General features: G+C 45.0%; 14 protein-coding genes. 7 read left to right on the forward strand and 7 right to left on the reverse strand.

Annotated features, from left to right (window positions below; translation table 11 throughout):
• Window positions 1-154: 154 nt before the first annotated feature.
• From B5Z18_RS25795 to B5Z18_RS32855, 4 genes are all read right to left on the reverse strand, one after another.
• Window positions 155-1,339 carry a FecR family protein gene (locus B5Z18_RS25795; protein ID WP_079472409.1) on the reverse strand — a complete coding sequence of 395 codons (1,185 nt, stop codon included), beginning with the start codon at window positions 1,337-1,339 and terminating at the stop codon, window positions 155-157.
• Between the two features lie 51 nt (window positions 1,340-1,390).
• Entirely contained in the window at window positions 1,391-1,969 is a 579-nt protein-coding gene (locus B5Z18_RS25800; protein ID WP_079472410.1) for an RNA polymerase sigma factor, read from the reverse strand.
• A gap of 94 nt (window positions 1,970-2,063) precedes the next feature.
• Window positions 2,064-2,951, reverse strand: a complete 888-nt coding sequence (locus tag B5Z18_RS25805; RefSeq protein WP_079472411.1) for a DMT family transporter — start codon at window positions 2,949-2,951, stop codon at window positions 2,064-2,066.
• Window positions 2,952-3,179: 228 nt separating this feature from the next.
• On the reverse strand, window positions 3,180-3,590 hold the full coding sequence (locus B5Z18_RS32855; RefSeq protein ID WP_079472413.1) for a VOC family protein: 411 nt from the start codon (window positions 3,588-3,590) through the stop codon (window positions 3,180-3,182).
• A 473-nt stretch (window positions 3,591-4,063) separates the two neighbouring features.
• On the opposite strand from B5Z18_RS32855, the gene B5Z18_RS25820 reads away from it, so the two are divergent.
• On the forward strand, window positions 4,064-4,855 hold the full coding sequence (locus B5Z18_RS25820; RefSeq protein ID WP_079472414.1) for a hypothetical protein: 792 nt from the start codon (window positions 4,064-4,066) through the stop codon (window positions 4,853-4,855).
• A gap of 5 nt (window positions 4,856-4,860) precedes the next feature.
• On the opposite strand, the gene B5Z18_RS33055 is transcribed toward B5Z18_RS25820, so the two are convergent.
• On the reverse strand, window positions 4,861-4,962 hold the full coding sequence (locus B5Z18_RS33055; protein WP_394333865.1) for an AraC family transcriptional regulator: 102 nt from the start codon (window positions 4,960-4,962) through the stop codon (window positions 4,861-4,863).
• A 24-nt stretch (window positions 4,963-4,986) separates the two neighbouring features.
• Window positions 4,987-6,657 carry a DUF4139 domain-containing protein gene (locus B5Z18_RS25825; protein ID WP_143313695.1) on the reverse strand — a complete coding sequence of 557 codons (1,671 nt, stop codon included), beginning with the start codon at window positions 6,655-6,657 and terminating at the stop codon, window positions 4,987-4,989.
• A gap of 169 nt (window positions 6,658-6,826) precedes the next feature.
• Between B5Z18_RS25825 and B5Z18_RS25830 the strand changes: the two genes are divergently transcribed.
• Window positions 6,827-7,792, forward strand: coding sequence for a hypothetical protein (locus B5Z18_RS25830; RefSeq protein ID WP_079472416.1), 966 nt, complete (start codon window positions 6,827-6,829; stop codon window positions 7,790-7,792).
• 5 nt (window positions 7,793-7,797) lie between these two features.
• Here the strand turns inward: B5Z18_RS25830 and B5Z18_RS25835 are convergent, their stop codons facing one another.
• Window positions 7,798-8,370: a hypothetical protein gene (locus tag B5Z18_RS25835; protein WP_143313696.1), complete on the reverse strand. Its 573-nt coding sequence runs from the start codon at window positions 8,368-8,370 to the stop codon at window positions 7,798-7,800.
• 443 nt (window positions 8,371-8,813) lie between these two features.
• Here B5Z18_RS25835 and B5Z18_RS25840 point away from each other — a divergent pair, with 443 nt between their 5' ends.
• From B5Z18_RS25840 to B5Z18_RS25860, 5 genes are all read left to right on the forward strand, one after another.
• Window positions 8,814-10,034, forward strand: a complete 1,221-nt coding sequence (locus B5Z18_RS25840) for an acyltransferase family protein (RefSeq protein WP_079472418.1) — start codon at window positions 8,814-8,816, stop codon at window positions 10,032-10,034.
• Window positions 10,035-10,172: 138 nt separating this feature from the next.
• Window positions 10,173-10,934, forward strand: a complete 762-nt coding sequence (locus B5Z18_RS25845) for a polysaccharide biosynthesis/export family protein (protein ID WP_079472419.1) — start codon at window positions 10,173-10,175, stop codon at window positions 10,932-10,934.
• An 8-nt stretch (window positions 10,935-10,942) separates the two neighbouring features.
• Window positions 10,943-13,306: a GumC family protein gene (locus B5Z18_RS25850; RefSeq protein WP_159454432.1), complete on the forward strand. Its 2,364-nt coding sequence runs from the start codon at window positions 10,943-10,945 to the stop codon at window positions 13,304-13,306.
• Window positions 13,299-14,645, forward strand: coding sequence for a flippase (locus B5Z18_RS25855; RefSeq protein ID WP_079472421.1), 1,347 nt, complete (start codon window positions 13,299-13,301; stop codon window positions 14,643-14,645). The genes B5Z18_RS25850 and B5Z18_RS25855 overlap by 8 nt, the downstream gene beginning before the upstream one ends.
• A complete protein-coding gene (locus tag B5Z18_RS25860) occupies window positions 14,642-15,334 on the forward strand; it encodes an FkbM family methyltransferase (protein WP_079472422.1) in 693 nt (230 codons plus the stop codon). The genes B5Z18_RS25855 and B5Z18_RS25860 overlap by 4 nt, the downstream gene beginning before the upstream one ends.
• Window position 15,335 lies beyond the last annotated feature (1 nt).

Here is a 15,335-nt window from a genome sequence, read left to right on the forward strand (position 1 = left end):
TGCTGTGATCATTCCCCGCTTCAAATGCATGTAATTTTCAGTTTGGACAAAGCTCCGCCTGCAGCGTTACCGCTTTGCTTTTAAACATACCGGACAGCTATCGTTCCGGACTGGCATACCCCTTAAATTGATGTTGATTGATACTACGCCTAAGCTATGGCATTACTATTATTTTCTTTCCTTCGATCCTGTAATGAACGCCCATCTTTTCCAGCACAACAAGTGCCTGCGATAAATTCAGATCTCTTTTTATTTCCCCGCTGAATATGATATCCGGTACCCCATTTTCATAAACAACCCCTACGTCGTACCACCGCGACATTTGCCGCAATACTTCGTCGAGATGCGCATGATCAAACCGGAATAACCCATTCTTCCAGGCTACTACCATTTCCACATCCGCGTTGTTAATGATATTCATCTTCAGTTCATTGTTGATCTGCGCCTGCTGCCCCGGCCGAAGCATGGCAGTTTGCTGATCATGAATCATCATGATGCTTCCTTCCAGTAAGGTAGTCCGGATATTTTGTTCATCCGTATAGGCGTTCACGTTAAAGCTGGTACCTAAAACAGCTACAGTGGCTTTACTATTAACATCCACCATAAATGGCTGATCCTTATTTTTTGCCACCTCAAAATAAACTTCTCCCGTTACCTTTACCTTCCGGTAGTTATCTGTGAAAACAGTTGGATAAGTGATGCTGGATTCCGCGTTAAGCCATACCGCCGTACCATCCGGTAACAGCAGCCGGTACTGGCCGCCACGGGGCGTGGTAAGCGTGTGATATTCCATCTTGCCGGCCTTTCCTTCATAATCCAGTTTGCCGCTGTCATTGTTCACTTTAAAATTTCCATTCCGTACAATATTGCCCTGCGTGCTGTCCAGCAATATTTCTTCTCCATCGCCCAGTTTCAGCACCGCACGACTGGAACCCGAAACAATTTCCCCGGAAGAAGATACATTCCCCGCCAGCGATGGTACGCCTTTTTTATAGTTGCTGATAAACCATACCGCCATAGTGGCCACCGCAGCAATCAATACCGCTGCTGCCGCGTAACGCCACCAGGAAGGGGTGCGGCGAACGGGTACTTCCTTATTATTATCTTCCACTGCTGCCAGTAACCGGTGCAGAATCCGCTGACTGGCATCGCCGGAAAGCGCTGGCGGCTCGGCAAACGACTGGTCGTACACCTGCTGTAATAAGGCTTCCAGGGCTGCATTGTCTTCAATATCCTTCTCCTTCAGCAATTCAAACAACGCTGTGCCTTCGGCCTCCGTAATGGTGCCGTCCAGGTACTTTTGAAGCAAGTCAGTTTCGGAAAATTTGTTCAGCTCCATATCAATAAGACTAATGAATAAAACAAATGGGTGGATGCGGAGGGAAAAAAATTATTTCAGTGACACCAGAAGTATCAGCAATGAAATATCGCCATGTTCCAGCAGGTACTCTTTTATCGATTTCACTGCCAGCGACAGGTGCTGTTTAAAGGTATTACGGGAGATGTCCATCAGTGCAGCGGCTTCTTCATATGTTTTGCCCTGCTGCCGGCAAAGGATAAATGCCTCGCGGCGTTGCGGAGGCAGGCTGGCTACCGCTTTCTGCAGCAGCTCTTCATACTGCTTTGCTTCCACGGCGTTCATTAAGGCCTGGTCGTTAATACCCAGCGAAACCCGGTGCAGTACCTCATCCCGGATCGTATCGTACAGGGAGATACGGTTTAACTGCGTTAATGCCGTATTCCTCGCCAACCGGTACAGGTAAGCCTGGAACGACGATTTAATATCCAGCTGCCCCCTTACCTCCCATATCTTCAGGAAAACATCATGTACCAGGTCTTCAGTAAGTATGGGATTCTTGGTAAATTTCAGCAGGTAATTATATATACCGCCGTGGTATTGTAAATAGATAGCCGTAAACGCCTCCTGGTTGCCAAGAGCAAGTTGGTTTAGTAATTCCTGTTCATTCATTATGCTGTGATAATATCGTTCAATCGGGAGACCGTTCACGTGACGCCAGGTAAATTAAACATTAATTATCAGATTTAATAGCAGGACAGGCGATCTATTGTTTTACCCGTTTTGAACTTAACCAGATACCCCCCAGCACCAGCAGGCCGCCGGCCATCTGCCAGGGCGTAAAGGTATCTTTCAGGAAAATCATGGCAATCAACGCGCCAATCACCGGGTTTAAGTTCAGGAAGTTACCTACCTGGGCAGCCGGTAAACTTTCCAATGCCCTGTTGTAAAGAAAATAGGCCAGCGCAGAAGCAAACGCTCCCAGGTAAATAATCCCGGCCCAGGCCCTCCCGGATATTTCAGGTATGCCATGCTGATACAATTCCACAGCAGCTATAGGTATTAAAAAAGCCGAGCCAATAAAAGTACTGACAGACGTGGCTAAGATGGTATCTGTATCTTTTAAACTCCTCGATAATAACGTGTATGCACTCCAGCAACAAACCGCCAGCAGCATCAATATACTCCCCCGCAAGGTGTGCCCCCCCGCCGGACTCCCCACAAAACCCACCAGCACTACGCCCGTTACACATAATATAATACCGGCAATACTTCTGCCGCCGATATGTTCTTTCAACAGCAATGCGGCCGGAATGGCTATGGCTACCGGTATTAAACCTTCCACCAGCGCACCGGTAGACGCCGGGATATAAAGCATGGCAAAGTTGAAAAGGCCATAGTATACCGTAATGCCCAGGATACCCATTAACGCCAGCCTTTTATAAGGTAGCTGTTGTTTTACCTTTTTACGCTGACGAAGATAAAACGGCAAAAGCAACCCGCAGGCAATGATGTGCCGCAGCGTGGCAAACAGGTAAGGAGATACTTCCTGCACCACCGTTTTGGTAACAGTAAAAGAACTGCCCCATATGAGCATAACAAACACAATACTGATAAATCCTTTTGCACGGTCAGTGATAACAATTTTTCCCACGCGTCAGTTTTTCATTTTTATCATCATTTGCCTGGAAGCCCACAGCCAGGCAACTACTACACCCATTCGCCAGGTCCTGTCCGGCCTCTTCAAAAAACCATAACAACTCCAGGATAATTATCGTCACCAGTTGAGCGGCAACCGCGTACTTTCTACCAATTTGTCTTGCTGTATCTAAGGTCATCTTATGTGAAAATAAAAATCATATTCCTATCCAATGTATGCGAGCTACGGTTTACCTGCCACGTTATCCTGATCCAACTCCTCTTTGGGTTCCCAAAGCTCAATAATGTTCCCTTCCGGATCAAGTACATGAACAAATTTACCATAGTCATACTCCGCAATCTCATCAACAATGGTTACGTTTTCCTTTTTTAGTTCCTCTACCAACGCAACGATATTTTCCACCCGGTAATTAATCATAAATGGCTTGGCTGACGGATTAAAATATTGGGTATCCTGCGGAAACGTACACCAGGCGGTAGTTCCTTTTTTCGACGGATCATCGGCCTGCCGCCACTCAAACGTTGCGCCGTATTCACTGGTAGCCAATCCGAGGTTTTTGGCGTACCATTCGTTCATACCTTGCGGATTTTCGCATTTAAAGAATACGCCACCGAGGCCCGTTACTTTTTTCATATTTAAATGTGTTGTATAATTAAAAAAGTGATATAAATCTATGTATTATACAATAAATAACGGTATGCTTGTTTCTCTTTTATATTTCAATGTTGCGGACTTTTATACATTTCTTTATAGTTGGCCATTTCCGCTATTTTCCTGTTCACTTCTTCGGGGGGGATGGCCTGCGGCTTTAAATTGTCGCAGCACATTTGCGGTAATTGACTTAATAGGTTGATTATCATTTAATGCCACAGTATTGATCCAGGAAACCGGGTGTACTAAATTAACGAAAAAAAAGCTTTTACGCGGTATACCTCCGGCAGGCGCCATTATAGGATAAGCCGTAGATAAGCCGTATTTAAGCCGTACTTAAGCTGTATATAACCCGTACCTATAAAATACAGGTTATATACAGGTAAACACTATTTTCTTTCCGGGTATAATACGAATATACCTGGAAGGGTCATATAATAACCAATGAATGAGTTATGGCTTATTTTACTAATGGCATCGCCTTTATAGGCGCAATAGGCAATATGACGGCCTATAAAATGAAAGGAACTGATAAGATTATTGTCCGCAGCAAAGGGGGCGCCTCCAAAACACAGATCAAACATTCCCCGGGGTTTGAACGTACCCGGGAAAACAATACGGAGTTTGGTGGCTGCAGCTATGCGTCCAAAGCGATCAGGCAGGTATTATTCCCGGTAAAGCACCTGGCCGATTACAATTTCACCTCTACCCTAACTAAACTGGCGAAACATATCCAGCTACAGGATAAAGTGGGTGACAGGGGGCAAAGGAGTATCCTGCTATCGCGGCATAGTTATTTGCTGGATGGATTTCAATTGAATAAAAAGAATACATTCGATTATGTAGTCCGCCATCCTGCCGGGTGTTTTATAGAAAGAGAAACGGGCAGTGCAGAGATACAACTTCCGGCACTTAACCCCGGATTCAATTTGGTGGCGCCCTGGCAATATCCTTTTTTCCGGTTTATTATTACGTTCGGAATGGTGGCAGATGTGGTATGCAAAGAAAGCAATTACCAAAGCCAGGAAAAGCTACTGCTGCCAACAACGGCACATACGGAGTGGCAACCGGTAAAGCAGGATTTTGAGGCGCAAAGAATTGTATTGCAACTCAGGGACCTAGCAGAATTGGACGATACCAAAACATTGTTGGTTGGCATCGGTATTGAAATGGGAATGCCCATCACCAACGAGGTGATTGATGTGGTTAAATATGCAGGTTGTGCAAAGATCCTGGCAACGGGGTGATCTGTCTAATTTTGCGTCCTGAACTCATTGGGCGTGTAGCCAACACGTTTCTGAAAGAGACGCGTGAAGTGTTGCGGGTACCTGAACCCCAGCCCGCAGGCAATCACCTTCTTACAGTGTTTATCATTCAGCTATTCCCTGATATACATTTCATAAGTGTAGGTGAATGATTTTTTTGTACCGGCATCTACGGCCAGTTCAAAATCCAGTTGTCGCCCCTGGTTGATATCGTTTTTGTATTCAAGATTTAATGACTGGCTATATTTGGTACTGGCCGAAGTAATAGCACCGCTGATCGTTTTCTGCACCTGTATATCCGCCAATCTGCTTTTGCTGTTAATAACAGTAATGGTACCTTTTACAGTAGCTAAGGTGTATTTATACCCATTATATGTTTTGGCTTCTTTTTTCACCGAAACAAGTGCTTCTTTTTCCCGTACCAGGATATCCGGCGCAGTGGTAATAAATATGGGCGTAGAGGAGCCTTTGGCTGTAAACTTAAGCACATCCTGTGCAATGGGCTTTTGTGTATTTTTTTGTAAGATTAAAACAGCGCCTGATGTAAATGGATTGTCGGTGTTATTGTAGATTTCAACAAAGTGGTTCACTTTGTTGGGCGTGGCGCCGCGCCCTGCATGATTCGCGGCTTCCATTTCTTCTGATGCCGTCCCCTCTTCGCCGTTTACCTGGTAGGTACTCATGACAGATGCGGGCAATACTGTTTTATAAAAATGGTGGATTTTTACGGGTTTATTAAAAACTGGATATTGCGCCCTTTCCCCTTTGCTGAGGCTGATGTTTTTTAGTGTATAAAAATAAAGGTCTTCGTTTTCTACGGCGGTATTATCAGGCGATGACGCCTGTTCCGGCATTACAATGGATTCTGCAGCTCTGTCCCTGGCATAATCCGCCCTCATTTGTATGGCATTGCTGTATATATTGGCGTTTTCTACATTCCCGGTACTGCTAAAATTGAGCAGGGTAGCCAGCGTGATAGCTTGCGAAAAATTGGGTACCCCCATCACAAAATCAACATCCGTATTTTTAATATCTTCTACATTGTTATTCACTTCTGCCTGCAGGTTAAGCGTGGCTTCTGTTTCAGACACCAGTTGCAATTGATAAACGGGTGTCCAGCTCAATCCGTTTTGCAGGTACATCATGGTAAAAGATTGCTGCCCGCTTTTAGCAAAATGTACCGTAACTATAGGTTTTTGAACGGCAATACGCGCTGTGGTAGTGCGGCTGGGCTTATCTTCAAATGTAATTGTTTTGATGGTGGCAGGTTCTATGCCTATCCATTTACCATTCATCTTTAGTAAAAGAACGGGGTTGGCAGGGGCATATATCCGGTCGAACTGGTATTGCCCACGATATACATTAGTCAATTGCATTTGCTGCAACTGCAGCCTGCTGTTAATTTCTTCGGGCAGGTCAAAGTCTTCCACACTGCCTTTATAAGTATTATTATCGGCGGTAACAATCGTAATATTTTTGCCTTTGTTGGCATGCAGCAATTCTAAAAAGCTGTTGGCTTTTCTTTCCTGTATTTCATTTACCTGCTCTACCCGGCTACTCACGCGGCTTACAGGGTTGGTGGTACCGGCAAACCAATAAGTGCCAAATAATGCCACCGGAAGATTATTGAGCCTAAAGCCACTGTCGGCCACCTGGGCTTTTATTTCTTTTACTACAAAGGACTGCCCGTTTTTAAATACCGATAATGATTTGGTTACTGCATTTTCCTGTGCTACAAGCGTTGTACCTGTAGCAAGTAACAAAGCCAATAAAATAAATTTCATGTACATAGTTGCTGTTTACTTCCTGTAAAGCTAAGGTTCTGTAACGATACACAATGATAAGCACAATTGCTTCATAATAACATCCCTGGAAACAGGTATAATAACTTGTGCATATTCTCTTTAATTTCGGGGTTTAGTACAGGGCGTAAGCATCAAACAAGAAAAGAATATGATTATTAACTCCGGCTGTCAGGCGCTTAGTCCGGAAGATGAAGAACTGGTACGTTGGTGGCGTAAAAAGTATAGCAGGCAAGTCAGGCTATGGGCCAGCCTTCTCGTACTCCCTCTCCTGCTGTTAGCCTTGTTTTTTATTTTTTTCAACCAGGAAGAAAAGCTGCCGGCCTATATATTTATGCTTTCCTTTATGCCATTTGCCTCATTCTTTGTTTATAAGCTGGTGAGCGTCTTTGGTAAAATGAGGCAAACCCGTACTGTTCTGCGCAGGGGACTGAAACAGGTGACCACGGGTACACTGTTGGAGATGAGAGCAGATAAACATCTGCTCACTTATACCGTAGACAATAACACCATAAAGGTAGTTGCGCCGGGACCTTTAGAGCACGTTAGCGACAGCCTTTTTTTGCCGCGGGCATTAATAGTATTGGAATGGCTTCCTATAACCGTACAACATAATATACTACTGGGCGTACAATATAAAGATGTGCCCGGGGCGACCAGCATCGCCGAACCCACAAGCGCAGCAGAAAAAGCGCCCTTGATGATGCGCTGGAACCGCCGCACCATCAAAATACTATTCTTCACATTCGCAGGTCCGTGGGCAATCTGCCTGATGTTTTCTGAAAGGGCGCGCGAACCTGAAATAATGTTCGGCATGCTGCTTTTCTTTGCAGCGATTGTTATTTTTCTGGCAGGGTTCGCCCTGATTTTCAATCGCCGTGTACAAAACGCTGAACAAAAAATAGCCCTTACCGGTGTCATTACAGAAGTTTTTGTTTCCCGCTATGATAACGAAGGCAGTGGATATACCAGGGTATATTGGTACCGTATTGGTAAGCAAATTGTATCGGGATACCTGGATGATGACCGCTTCCTGCCCGGTGATAAAGTTTGCTGTATTTATCTGGCCGATAAAAAAGGTACGCAGCATGGGCTGTTCAGCATGGCATTGCTATAGAACGGCTATTTCGTTTTCAGATCGATGGTGATAAACTCCGAATCGGGCAAAATGATGTTTAGCTGCTCATACTCCTTTTTGTATGTCACCTTCGCACCTTTGGGCAACTGGTGGCCCCATGCCACATGATCTTTGGCCAGTGTTCCCGAAACAAACGTACTATCAGCAGCGATGACCGCCTTGCCTGTACAGGGCCAGCCAAACACCAGCTGATCATGCGTAAGTGTAACGTTCCATGTATCGGGGTCATTGATAACAACCCCGATATAGTCTTTCACCTGCAGATTGAAAAAATAGGTGGGCTTTGTCAAATGAACCGAGTCAACATCCATCAATTGCGCCTGGTTCCTGTAGTTCATATCAAAATCAGTTTGGTAATAAACCGTATCGTTTGTTGAAAGGGCAATACCTGCTACGGTTTCGGGCTGTTTTAAGATAAAGGTATGGAGCGCCTTTTTCTGCCTGAATTCCCGGCGGCTTTTTCCGTCTTCAATCGATCCGCTCACCAGTACCCACATCATTACTACCACGGGAAACAGTAATACGGCGGCGCCGATGCCGGAAATCCATCTTAGCACGCGGGGGTTTTTCCTGCGAAGGCAAACCCACAGGAACAAACAAGCTAAAGGCATGGTAACATACCAAAAGTAAATCGTGTATATTAAATATTCTCCGAAAGGGCCGAAATGAAAGTCCATCAGTTTGTTTTAACCAGTATTACCATTCACCGGATTACTTTTCTATCCGCTACAAAGATAGCCCTCACATGATGATTGCATATACCAGGAAACAGGGAGTTCTTTTATCGGAGGTAACAATGATTACTCACCGGTTGGGTTACTCTATAATATAACGTAATCCCTCCCCAAAGCCCTGTTCATTTTATTCATTTTAATCACCTCGTATCCATTTCATCCTTTATCCACGCTAACCTTGTAACTATCAGTATTATAATTAAATTACTATTGTGGAAATGATCGTAGATACCGTCAATTGATCATATTGCTATCGAAATACCCTAATGACTTCTAACCAAAATCCTCCTCAGCATTTTTACGCCCTTGACGCTATCAGAGGTATTGCAGCTATGATAGTGGTTTTATACCACTGGCAATTCTTTTATTATGCAAACGACATCTATGTACAGAACGGGTACGAGAAAACAGCGCTCCCGTGGTACAAGTACCTCTCTATTTTCTACACCGATGGGATGGTAGCCGTGGATCTGTTCTTCCTGTTATCGGGGTTTATATTCTTCTGGCTGTATGCAGAGCGGATTGCTACCCGGCAAATCAGCTTCCGCAAGTTCATCGTTTACAGGGTGAGCAGGCTCTACCCCATCCACTTTGTTACATTAGTGCTGGTAGCGGTGCTGCAATGGCTGATGCTGAGAAATGTAGGGCATTACTTTATCATACAATATAATGATAGCTATCATTTCCTGCTTAACCTCCTCTTCATTCAAAACTGGGGATTTGAGAAAGGCCCTTCCTTTAACGGCCCCTCCTGGTCTGTTTCCGTAGAAGTATTCCTGTATTTCCTGTTCTTTATCATTTGTTACCTGAAACTGGAAAAGAAAAAACTGCTGCTCTTTTTACTGATTCCCGTGGGCGCATTTTTACAATATTATTATAGCCTCATCGGAAAAGGTATGTTTACCTTTTTCCTCGGTGGCCTGGTTTACTACCTGTATGTTTGGATGATGAAAGAAAACAGGGCCAGAAAATATTTACCGGCCCTCACCATTGTCACCCTGGTGCTATGGGCAGCCATGCTTGCCGAATACCAATTCTCTTTCTTACAGGGAATATGGATAAAACTATTTCACCAGGCGATGCCGGACAAAAGCACCGAAACCGCATTGAGCCTCTTTGGCCAGCTCAGAAACTTTTTCTTCCGCATCGCCGTTTCTCCCTTCACCATTCTCACCCTGGCACTGTGGGAAACAACCAAAGGCATGCTCAACAGGAAGTGGGCGCTGCTCGGCAATGGCAGCTATGCGATGTACCTGATCCATTATCCGTTACAAATAATATTCGTTCTCGTAGTTGACTGGTTTCACATGAGCCGTCTTGTATTAAGATCACCAGGTACATTATTGCTGTTTTTCCTGTTACTGATCCCGTTAAGCATGGCCACTTATTATTATTTCGAACTTCCCGCTCAGGACAAACTCAGAGCCCGGTTTTCCAAAGCAAACAAGACCCGTGTAAAGATAGCTGATGTTAATATAACGACTTAAAAGTTCCGTAGTGAAGGAGGTCCGTCACCTCCCTGTTAAAAAGAAAAACCTTTGTGTAGTAAATAATTACCGGATAAACTCCTGTATTCACGCGTCATTTATTACACAATACCAGCATTGAAAAATTAATCACTAAATATGGGATTGAAATTTAGCTTACCCCTGATCCTGGCGTTAGTTATAGTTTCCGGATGCGCGAGCACCCAAAAACTGACCTATTTTAATGACATTGCAGCAGCGGCGGGCGCCGATTCCCTCAGCCGCATGCAGCAACTCAAAATACAACCCGGCGATATCCTGCAAATCACCATTACCACCCTCGATAAGGAAGTATCGCAGATCTTTAATCCCAACATTGCCGTTTCCGGCCCGGCAGCAGGCAATGGCATGGAACAGGGATACCTGGTAGACAGTACCGGTAATATTTCCCTGCCGGTGATCGGGAAAATAAATGTAAAAGACAAAACGACCGCCGCCATCAACGACCTCGTATCACAGGAACTGGAAAAAACAGTGCGTAACGCTTATGTATCTACCCGCCTGGTTAATTTCAGGATCTCGGTGCTGGGCGACGTGGCACGCCCCGGCTCCTTCAGGATCGGCGCTGAAAGGGCCTCTTTGCTGGATGCATTAAGTATGGCCGGCGACCTCAACGTAACGGCTAAACGCGATGATATCATGATCATCCGGGAAGTAAATGGTATCAAAACATATGCTTCCATCAACCTGAACGACAGCAAAACCCTTTCCTCGCCTTACTATTATCTCAGCAATAACGATGTTATATACGTAAAGCCCGGACCCGACCGCAAGTTTGCCACGTCCAAAACAATACAGCTGTTACCAGCCATCATCGGCGTTATATCACTCATTACCACGATTGTCATTTTAAGTAAATGATCCGCGATATGAATCAACCAAGACCTACAAACAACAGGAACTCCGTTATAGATCTCAATGATCTTTTCCAGAAAATAGTGTTTCACTGGCCATTATACCTGTTAGTACTGATGGCGATGGTGACCGGCGCCATGCTGTACCTGAAGTACAAAAAACCAATCTATATGTCGAGCGCCAAACTATACCTGAAAGATGAAAAAAAAGGTGGTGGAGAAGAAATGGATGCACTCAAATCACTGGCGCTTTTTAACAACGGTAAAAATATTGAAAATGAGATGGAGGTGCTGAAATCCCCTATCCTGGTGGAAAAAGTAATCGCCGGCAATGGTTTCAACATCCGTTACTATATAAAAGGAACGGTAAAGAATGAAGAGATCTATAACCATCCGCCACTCCACCTCCGCGTGCTGGGCGACAGCTCAAAAGTAGGCAACTATACTTTTGATGTAACACGCGAAAATGACCTGCTGAAAATAAAACAGGTGAACTATACCACCGATACCAGTCTGCAGCTAACCGCACGGACCGGCGAACCATTCACCGTAGGGAAAGATAAATTCGTGATCACCTTCCCGCCACTAACCACAGGTACGCCCACCAATACATTCCGCATCCGGGTAGATTCCGTACCGGAATACGCCTACGAAAAAATAGAGGAAATAGGCACCGCCCTGGTTAACCGCGATGCCACCGTGATACTGGTAAGCTACAAAGACCCCGTTCCTGAAAGAACGGCCGACTTCCTCAACTCCCTGCTGGAAGCCTATAATGACTATACCCTCGATGATAAAAACAAAGTAGCATTCAAAACCATTCACTTCCTGGCAGTAAGGATCGATTCATTAAAAGAAGAACTGGGACTGCTGGAAAAACAGGAAGAGAATTTTAAAATACAAAGAGGCATCACAGATATTGACGCCAGCTCCAAACTGGCACTGGAACAGGTAAAGGAAGCGGATATCCGGCTCAGTGAAGCCAACCTGCAGCTTTCTGTATTTGACCAGGTAGACGGCTATATCAGCAACCCTTCCAGCGATTACCCCTTTGCACCCGTGCTTGGCAACATCGATCAAACACTCACCTCCATGATCAACCGGTATGAAGAAGCGCTCAGGGAAAAGAAACGGCTCTCCCTTTCGCTGAAACCTACCAGCGATATCCTGCAAAACGTGGAATCGCAAATCACCGACACGCGAAAAACTATCAAGGATTATATTGCCGGCTACCGGCGCAATGCAGACGTGGTGCAAAGAAAAACACAGGCCAAGGTAAACCAGATACAAGGCAAAATAGCGAACATTCCCACCTACGCAAAGGAATACATCAACATCAAAAGACAACAAGGCGTTAAGGAAAACCTGTATCTCTATCTGCTGAAAAAGAAAGAAGAAGCATCGGTGGCCTACGCCAGCAACGTGGTGGATAATAAGGTGATTGCTCCCGCGTTTGTACCCGACAAACCCATCACCCCCAAAAAATCACTGGTGTTCATCGGCTTTATTGCAGCAGGACTGGTACTTACCAGCGCCTATATCTATCTTAAATATTTCCTGAACCCAAGTGTACTCAGCAAAAAAGAAATAGAACAGGTATTCGACCTGCCGGTGATCGCAGAAATTTACCAGCAGGAAGAAGGCGCGCGTGATATGTCGCTCCAGAACAGGTCCGTACTGGTGGAACAGGTTTTTAATATGCGTACCAACCTGAAGTTCCTCCTCACCGGCATAACCAGCACGCCCACCATCCTGCTTACATCCAGTATATCGGGCGAAGGGAAAACGTTCCTGTCGGCCCACCTGGGCAACTCCTTAACCGTAAGCAATAAAAAAGTAGTGCTGCTTGAACTGGATCTCCGGAAACCGAAGCTCTCCCAATTCCTCGGACTGGATCACAACGTGGGGGTTACCAACTATATCATCGGTAATAAAACCATTGAAGAGATCATCAAAAAAGTACCCGGCACCGATGGCCTCTACCTGGTTTCCTCCGGCCCTATTCCACCCAATCCTATAGAGCTGATCGAAGGAGAACGCATGGCCGATTTGCTGGCGCAGCTGAAAGACCTGTTCGATTACGTGGTGATTGATATGTCGCCCATCGGTATCGTATCTGACGCAAAAAGCATTTCACACCAGGTGGATTGCGCCCTGTTTGTGGTGCGGTACAACTTCACGCTCAAATCCAAACTGATACCGGTATCAGAAAACATCCGGAAAGGGTTCTTCAAAAAAACCGGGATCATCTTTAACGGTATAGAACAGGATACTTTCTACCCGTATTACTACTACGATCATTATTCATACACAGAAAATAAACAACATAATCATACCTGGTTATCATTGATGAAAAAAATAAAACAACGCATTGCATAAACTATTTGAAAATAGCGGTTGGCTCCTGATTGATAAGCTCAGTAAACTTTTCCCGGGCATTATCATTATGGCGCTTATTGCCAGGCACCTGGGTCCGGAAGAATTCGGGATCTGGAACTATGCACTGGCGCTTACCACTATTATTGGCAGCGTGGCCATATTGGGAATGGATAAACTTGCCGTGAAAGAGCTGATCAATAACGAGCAAAAACAGGGCACTATTGTGGCTACCGTTATCCTGATGAGGATCGTTGCCGGCGCTCTGTGTATGGCGGTAAGCACCGGCATTGTACTGCTTACGGAAAAACACCGGCAGCTTTATCTTTACTGCACCATTTTTTCCGCACTCATTATCCTGTTGCAGTCTTTTGATGTACTGGATTATTTTTACCAGGTAAAGAACAATGTTAAAAGAGTGATTATTCCTAAAGTAGCGGTATTCCTTGCTTTCTGCGGGATAAAGCTGCTCATCATCTACTTCGATGGTACCCTGATCACATTCCTGTGGGCTTCGGTTATAGAATTAGTGGTTACCTATTTTATCATCGTCGTAGTATATATATCCGGTAATACCCACGTTTTTACCTGGCGTATTGATACCGCGTTAGCGCAAACACTGCTGGTGCAAAGCTGGCCGCTGATGCTTTCCAACCTGGTAGTGGTGTTGTTTATGAAGATCGACCTGGTACTGCTGGAGACGCTCGCCAACCCGGCGGAACTTGGGAAATATGTGGGCGCGGCCCGGATTTCCGAGCTATGGTATGCCATCCCCACCGTGATCTCTGTAGCGATACTGCCGGGGCTCATACAAAAGAAAAAGATCAGCCGGCAGGCATACCTCCTGATGCTGGAAAAATGGCTGCGGTTGTCCTTCTGGCTGAGTATTGCTATTGCCTTGGTGGTTACTTCAACGGCGCATATCATTATTCCATTCCTCTATGGTCCGGGTTACGTGGCAGCGTCGTGGATGCTGATGATCCATATATGGGCGGGTATTCCCGTATTCCTGAGCATCGTTATGGTGCAGTACCTGTTTGTAGAAGGGGAATACAAAATTTACCTGTATGGCAATCTTTCCGGCCTGGTGGTGAATGCGGGCATCAATTTTTTCCTGATCCCTCTTTATGGTGGAACCGGCGCCGCCATTGCCACGGTAGCAGCGTATACCACCGTTTATGGCATGTTGCTGCTGCTCGACAAAAGCGGCCAGGGATACCTCCTTACCCAAAAAATGTTTCATCCCTTACTGGTATTTTCTGATATAAAACAAGTATACAACAGCCTGAGGATTTTCACCACCAATCTGGTTACCCTAAATCAAAAACACTATACCAAATGAACAGCATGAAAAATATCGCGGTAAAGTTAGTTACCACCTTATTTCCCCGGCTCAGTTACGGTGTGCGTGCTTACAGTTCAGAAGGAGAAGACCTCATTCTGAAAAGGATCTTCGACAAGAAAAAGAAAGGGGTGTATATAGATGTAGGTGCACATCATCCGTTCAGGGTATCCAATACCTACCTGCTTTATAAAAGAAACTGGACCGGCATCAACATAGATCCGCTGCCCGGCTCAAAGGCATTATTCAATAAACACCGGCCCAAAGATATTAACCTCGAAATAGGTGTGTCCGTAGTAAAACAACAACTTACTTATTTCATCTTTAACGAACCTGCTTTAAGCACTTTTTCTCCTGAAAAAGTAAAAGAATATACACAAATACCGAAGTACCGGGTGATCAGGGAAAAGAAGGTAGATACGTGGCCACTGGCAGATATTCTCGATACTTATCTGCCAAAAGATGTTACCATAGATTTTATCACTATCGACGCCGAAGGGCTTGATATGGAAGTACTGCGCTCCAATAACTGGGATAAATACAGACCCGCATATGTACTGGCAGAATCATCACCATTTGAGGTACTTCAAACAGACCGCAGTGAGTTATGCCAGTTTATGCAACAGGTAGGATATAGCATGTTCGCCAAAACCTATTACACTTACTTCTTTAAAAACATGAACACGTAAA

Origin of the sequence: Chitinophaga ginsengisegetis (assembly GCF_900168065.1) — a bacterium.
GTDB classification, from domain to species: domain Bacteria; phylum Bacteroidota; class Bacteroidia; order Chitinophagales; family Chitinophagaceae; genus Chitinophaga; species Chitinophaga ginsengisegetis.

What these genes read in the sequence shown, in the direction of transcription:
- B5Z18_RS25825 (WP_143313695.1), bottom strand. Translation starts at nt 6,657, where the DNA reads ATGAAATTTATTTTATTGGCTTTGTTACTTGCTACAGGTACAACGCTT.
- B5Z18_RS25820 (WP_079472414.1), top strand. Translation starts at nt 4,064, where the DNA reads ATGGCTTATTTTACTAATGGCATCGCCTTTATAGGCGCAATAGGCAAT.
- B5Z18_RS25800 (WP_079472410.1), bottom strand. Translation starts at nt 1,969, where the DNA reads ATGAATGAACAGGAATTACTAAACCAACTTGCTCTTGGCAACCAGGAG.
- B5Z18_RS25860 (WP_079472422.1), top strand. Translation starts at nt 14,642, where the DNA reads ATGAACAGCATGAAAAATATCGCGGTAAAGTTAGTTACCACCTTATTT.
- B5Z18_RS25850 (WP_159454432.1), top strand. Translation starts at nt 10,943, where the DNA reads ATGAATCAACCAAGACCTACAAACAACAGGAACTCCGTTATAGATCTC.
- B5Z18_RS25830 (WP_079472416.1), top strand. Translation starts at nt 6,827, where the DNA reads ATGATTATTAACTCCGGCTGTCAGGCGCTTAGTCCGGAAGATGAAGAA.
- B5Z18_RS25845 (WP_079472419.1), top strand. Translation starts at nt 10,173, where the DNA reads ATGGGATTGAAATTTAGCTTACCCCTGATCCTGGCGTTAGTTATAGTT.
- B5Z18_RS25795 (WP_079472409.1), bottom strand. Translation starts at nt 1,339, where the DNA reads ATGGAGCTGAACAAATTTTCCGAAACTGACTTGCTTCAAAAGTACCTG.
- B5Z18_RS25840 (WP_079472418.1), top strand. Translation starts at nt 8,814, where the DNA reads ATGACTTCTAACCAAAATCCTCCTCAGCATTTTTACGCCCTTGACGCT.
- B5Z18_RS32855 (WP_079472413.1), bottom strand. Translation starts at nt 3,590, where the DNA reads ATGAAAAAAGTAACGGGCCTCGGTGGCGTATTCTTTAAATGCGAAAAT.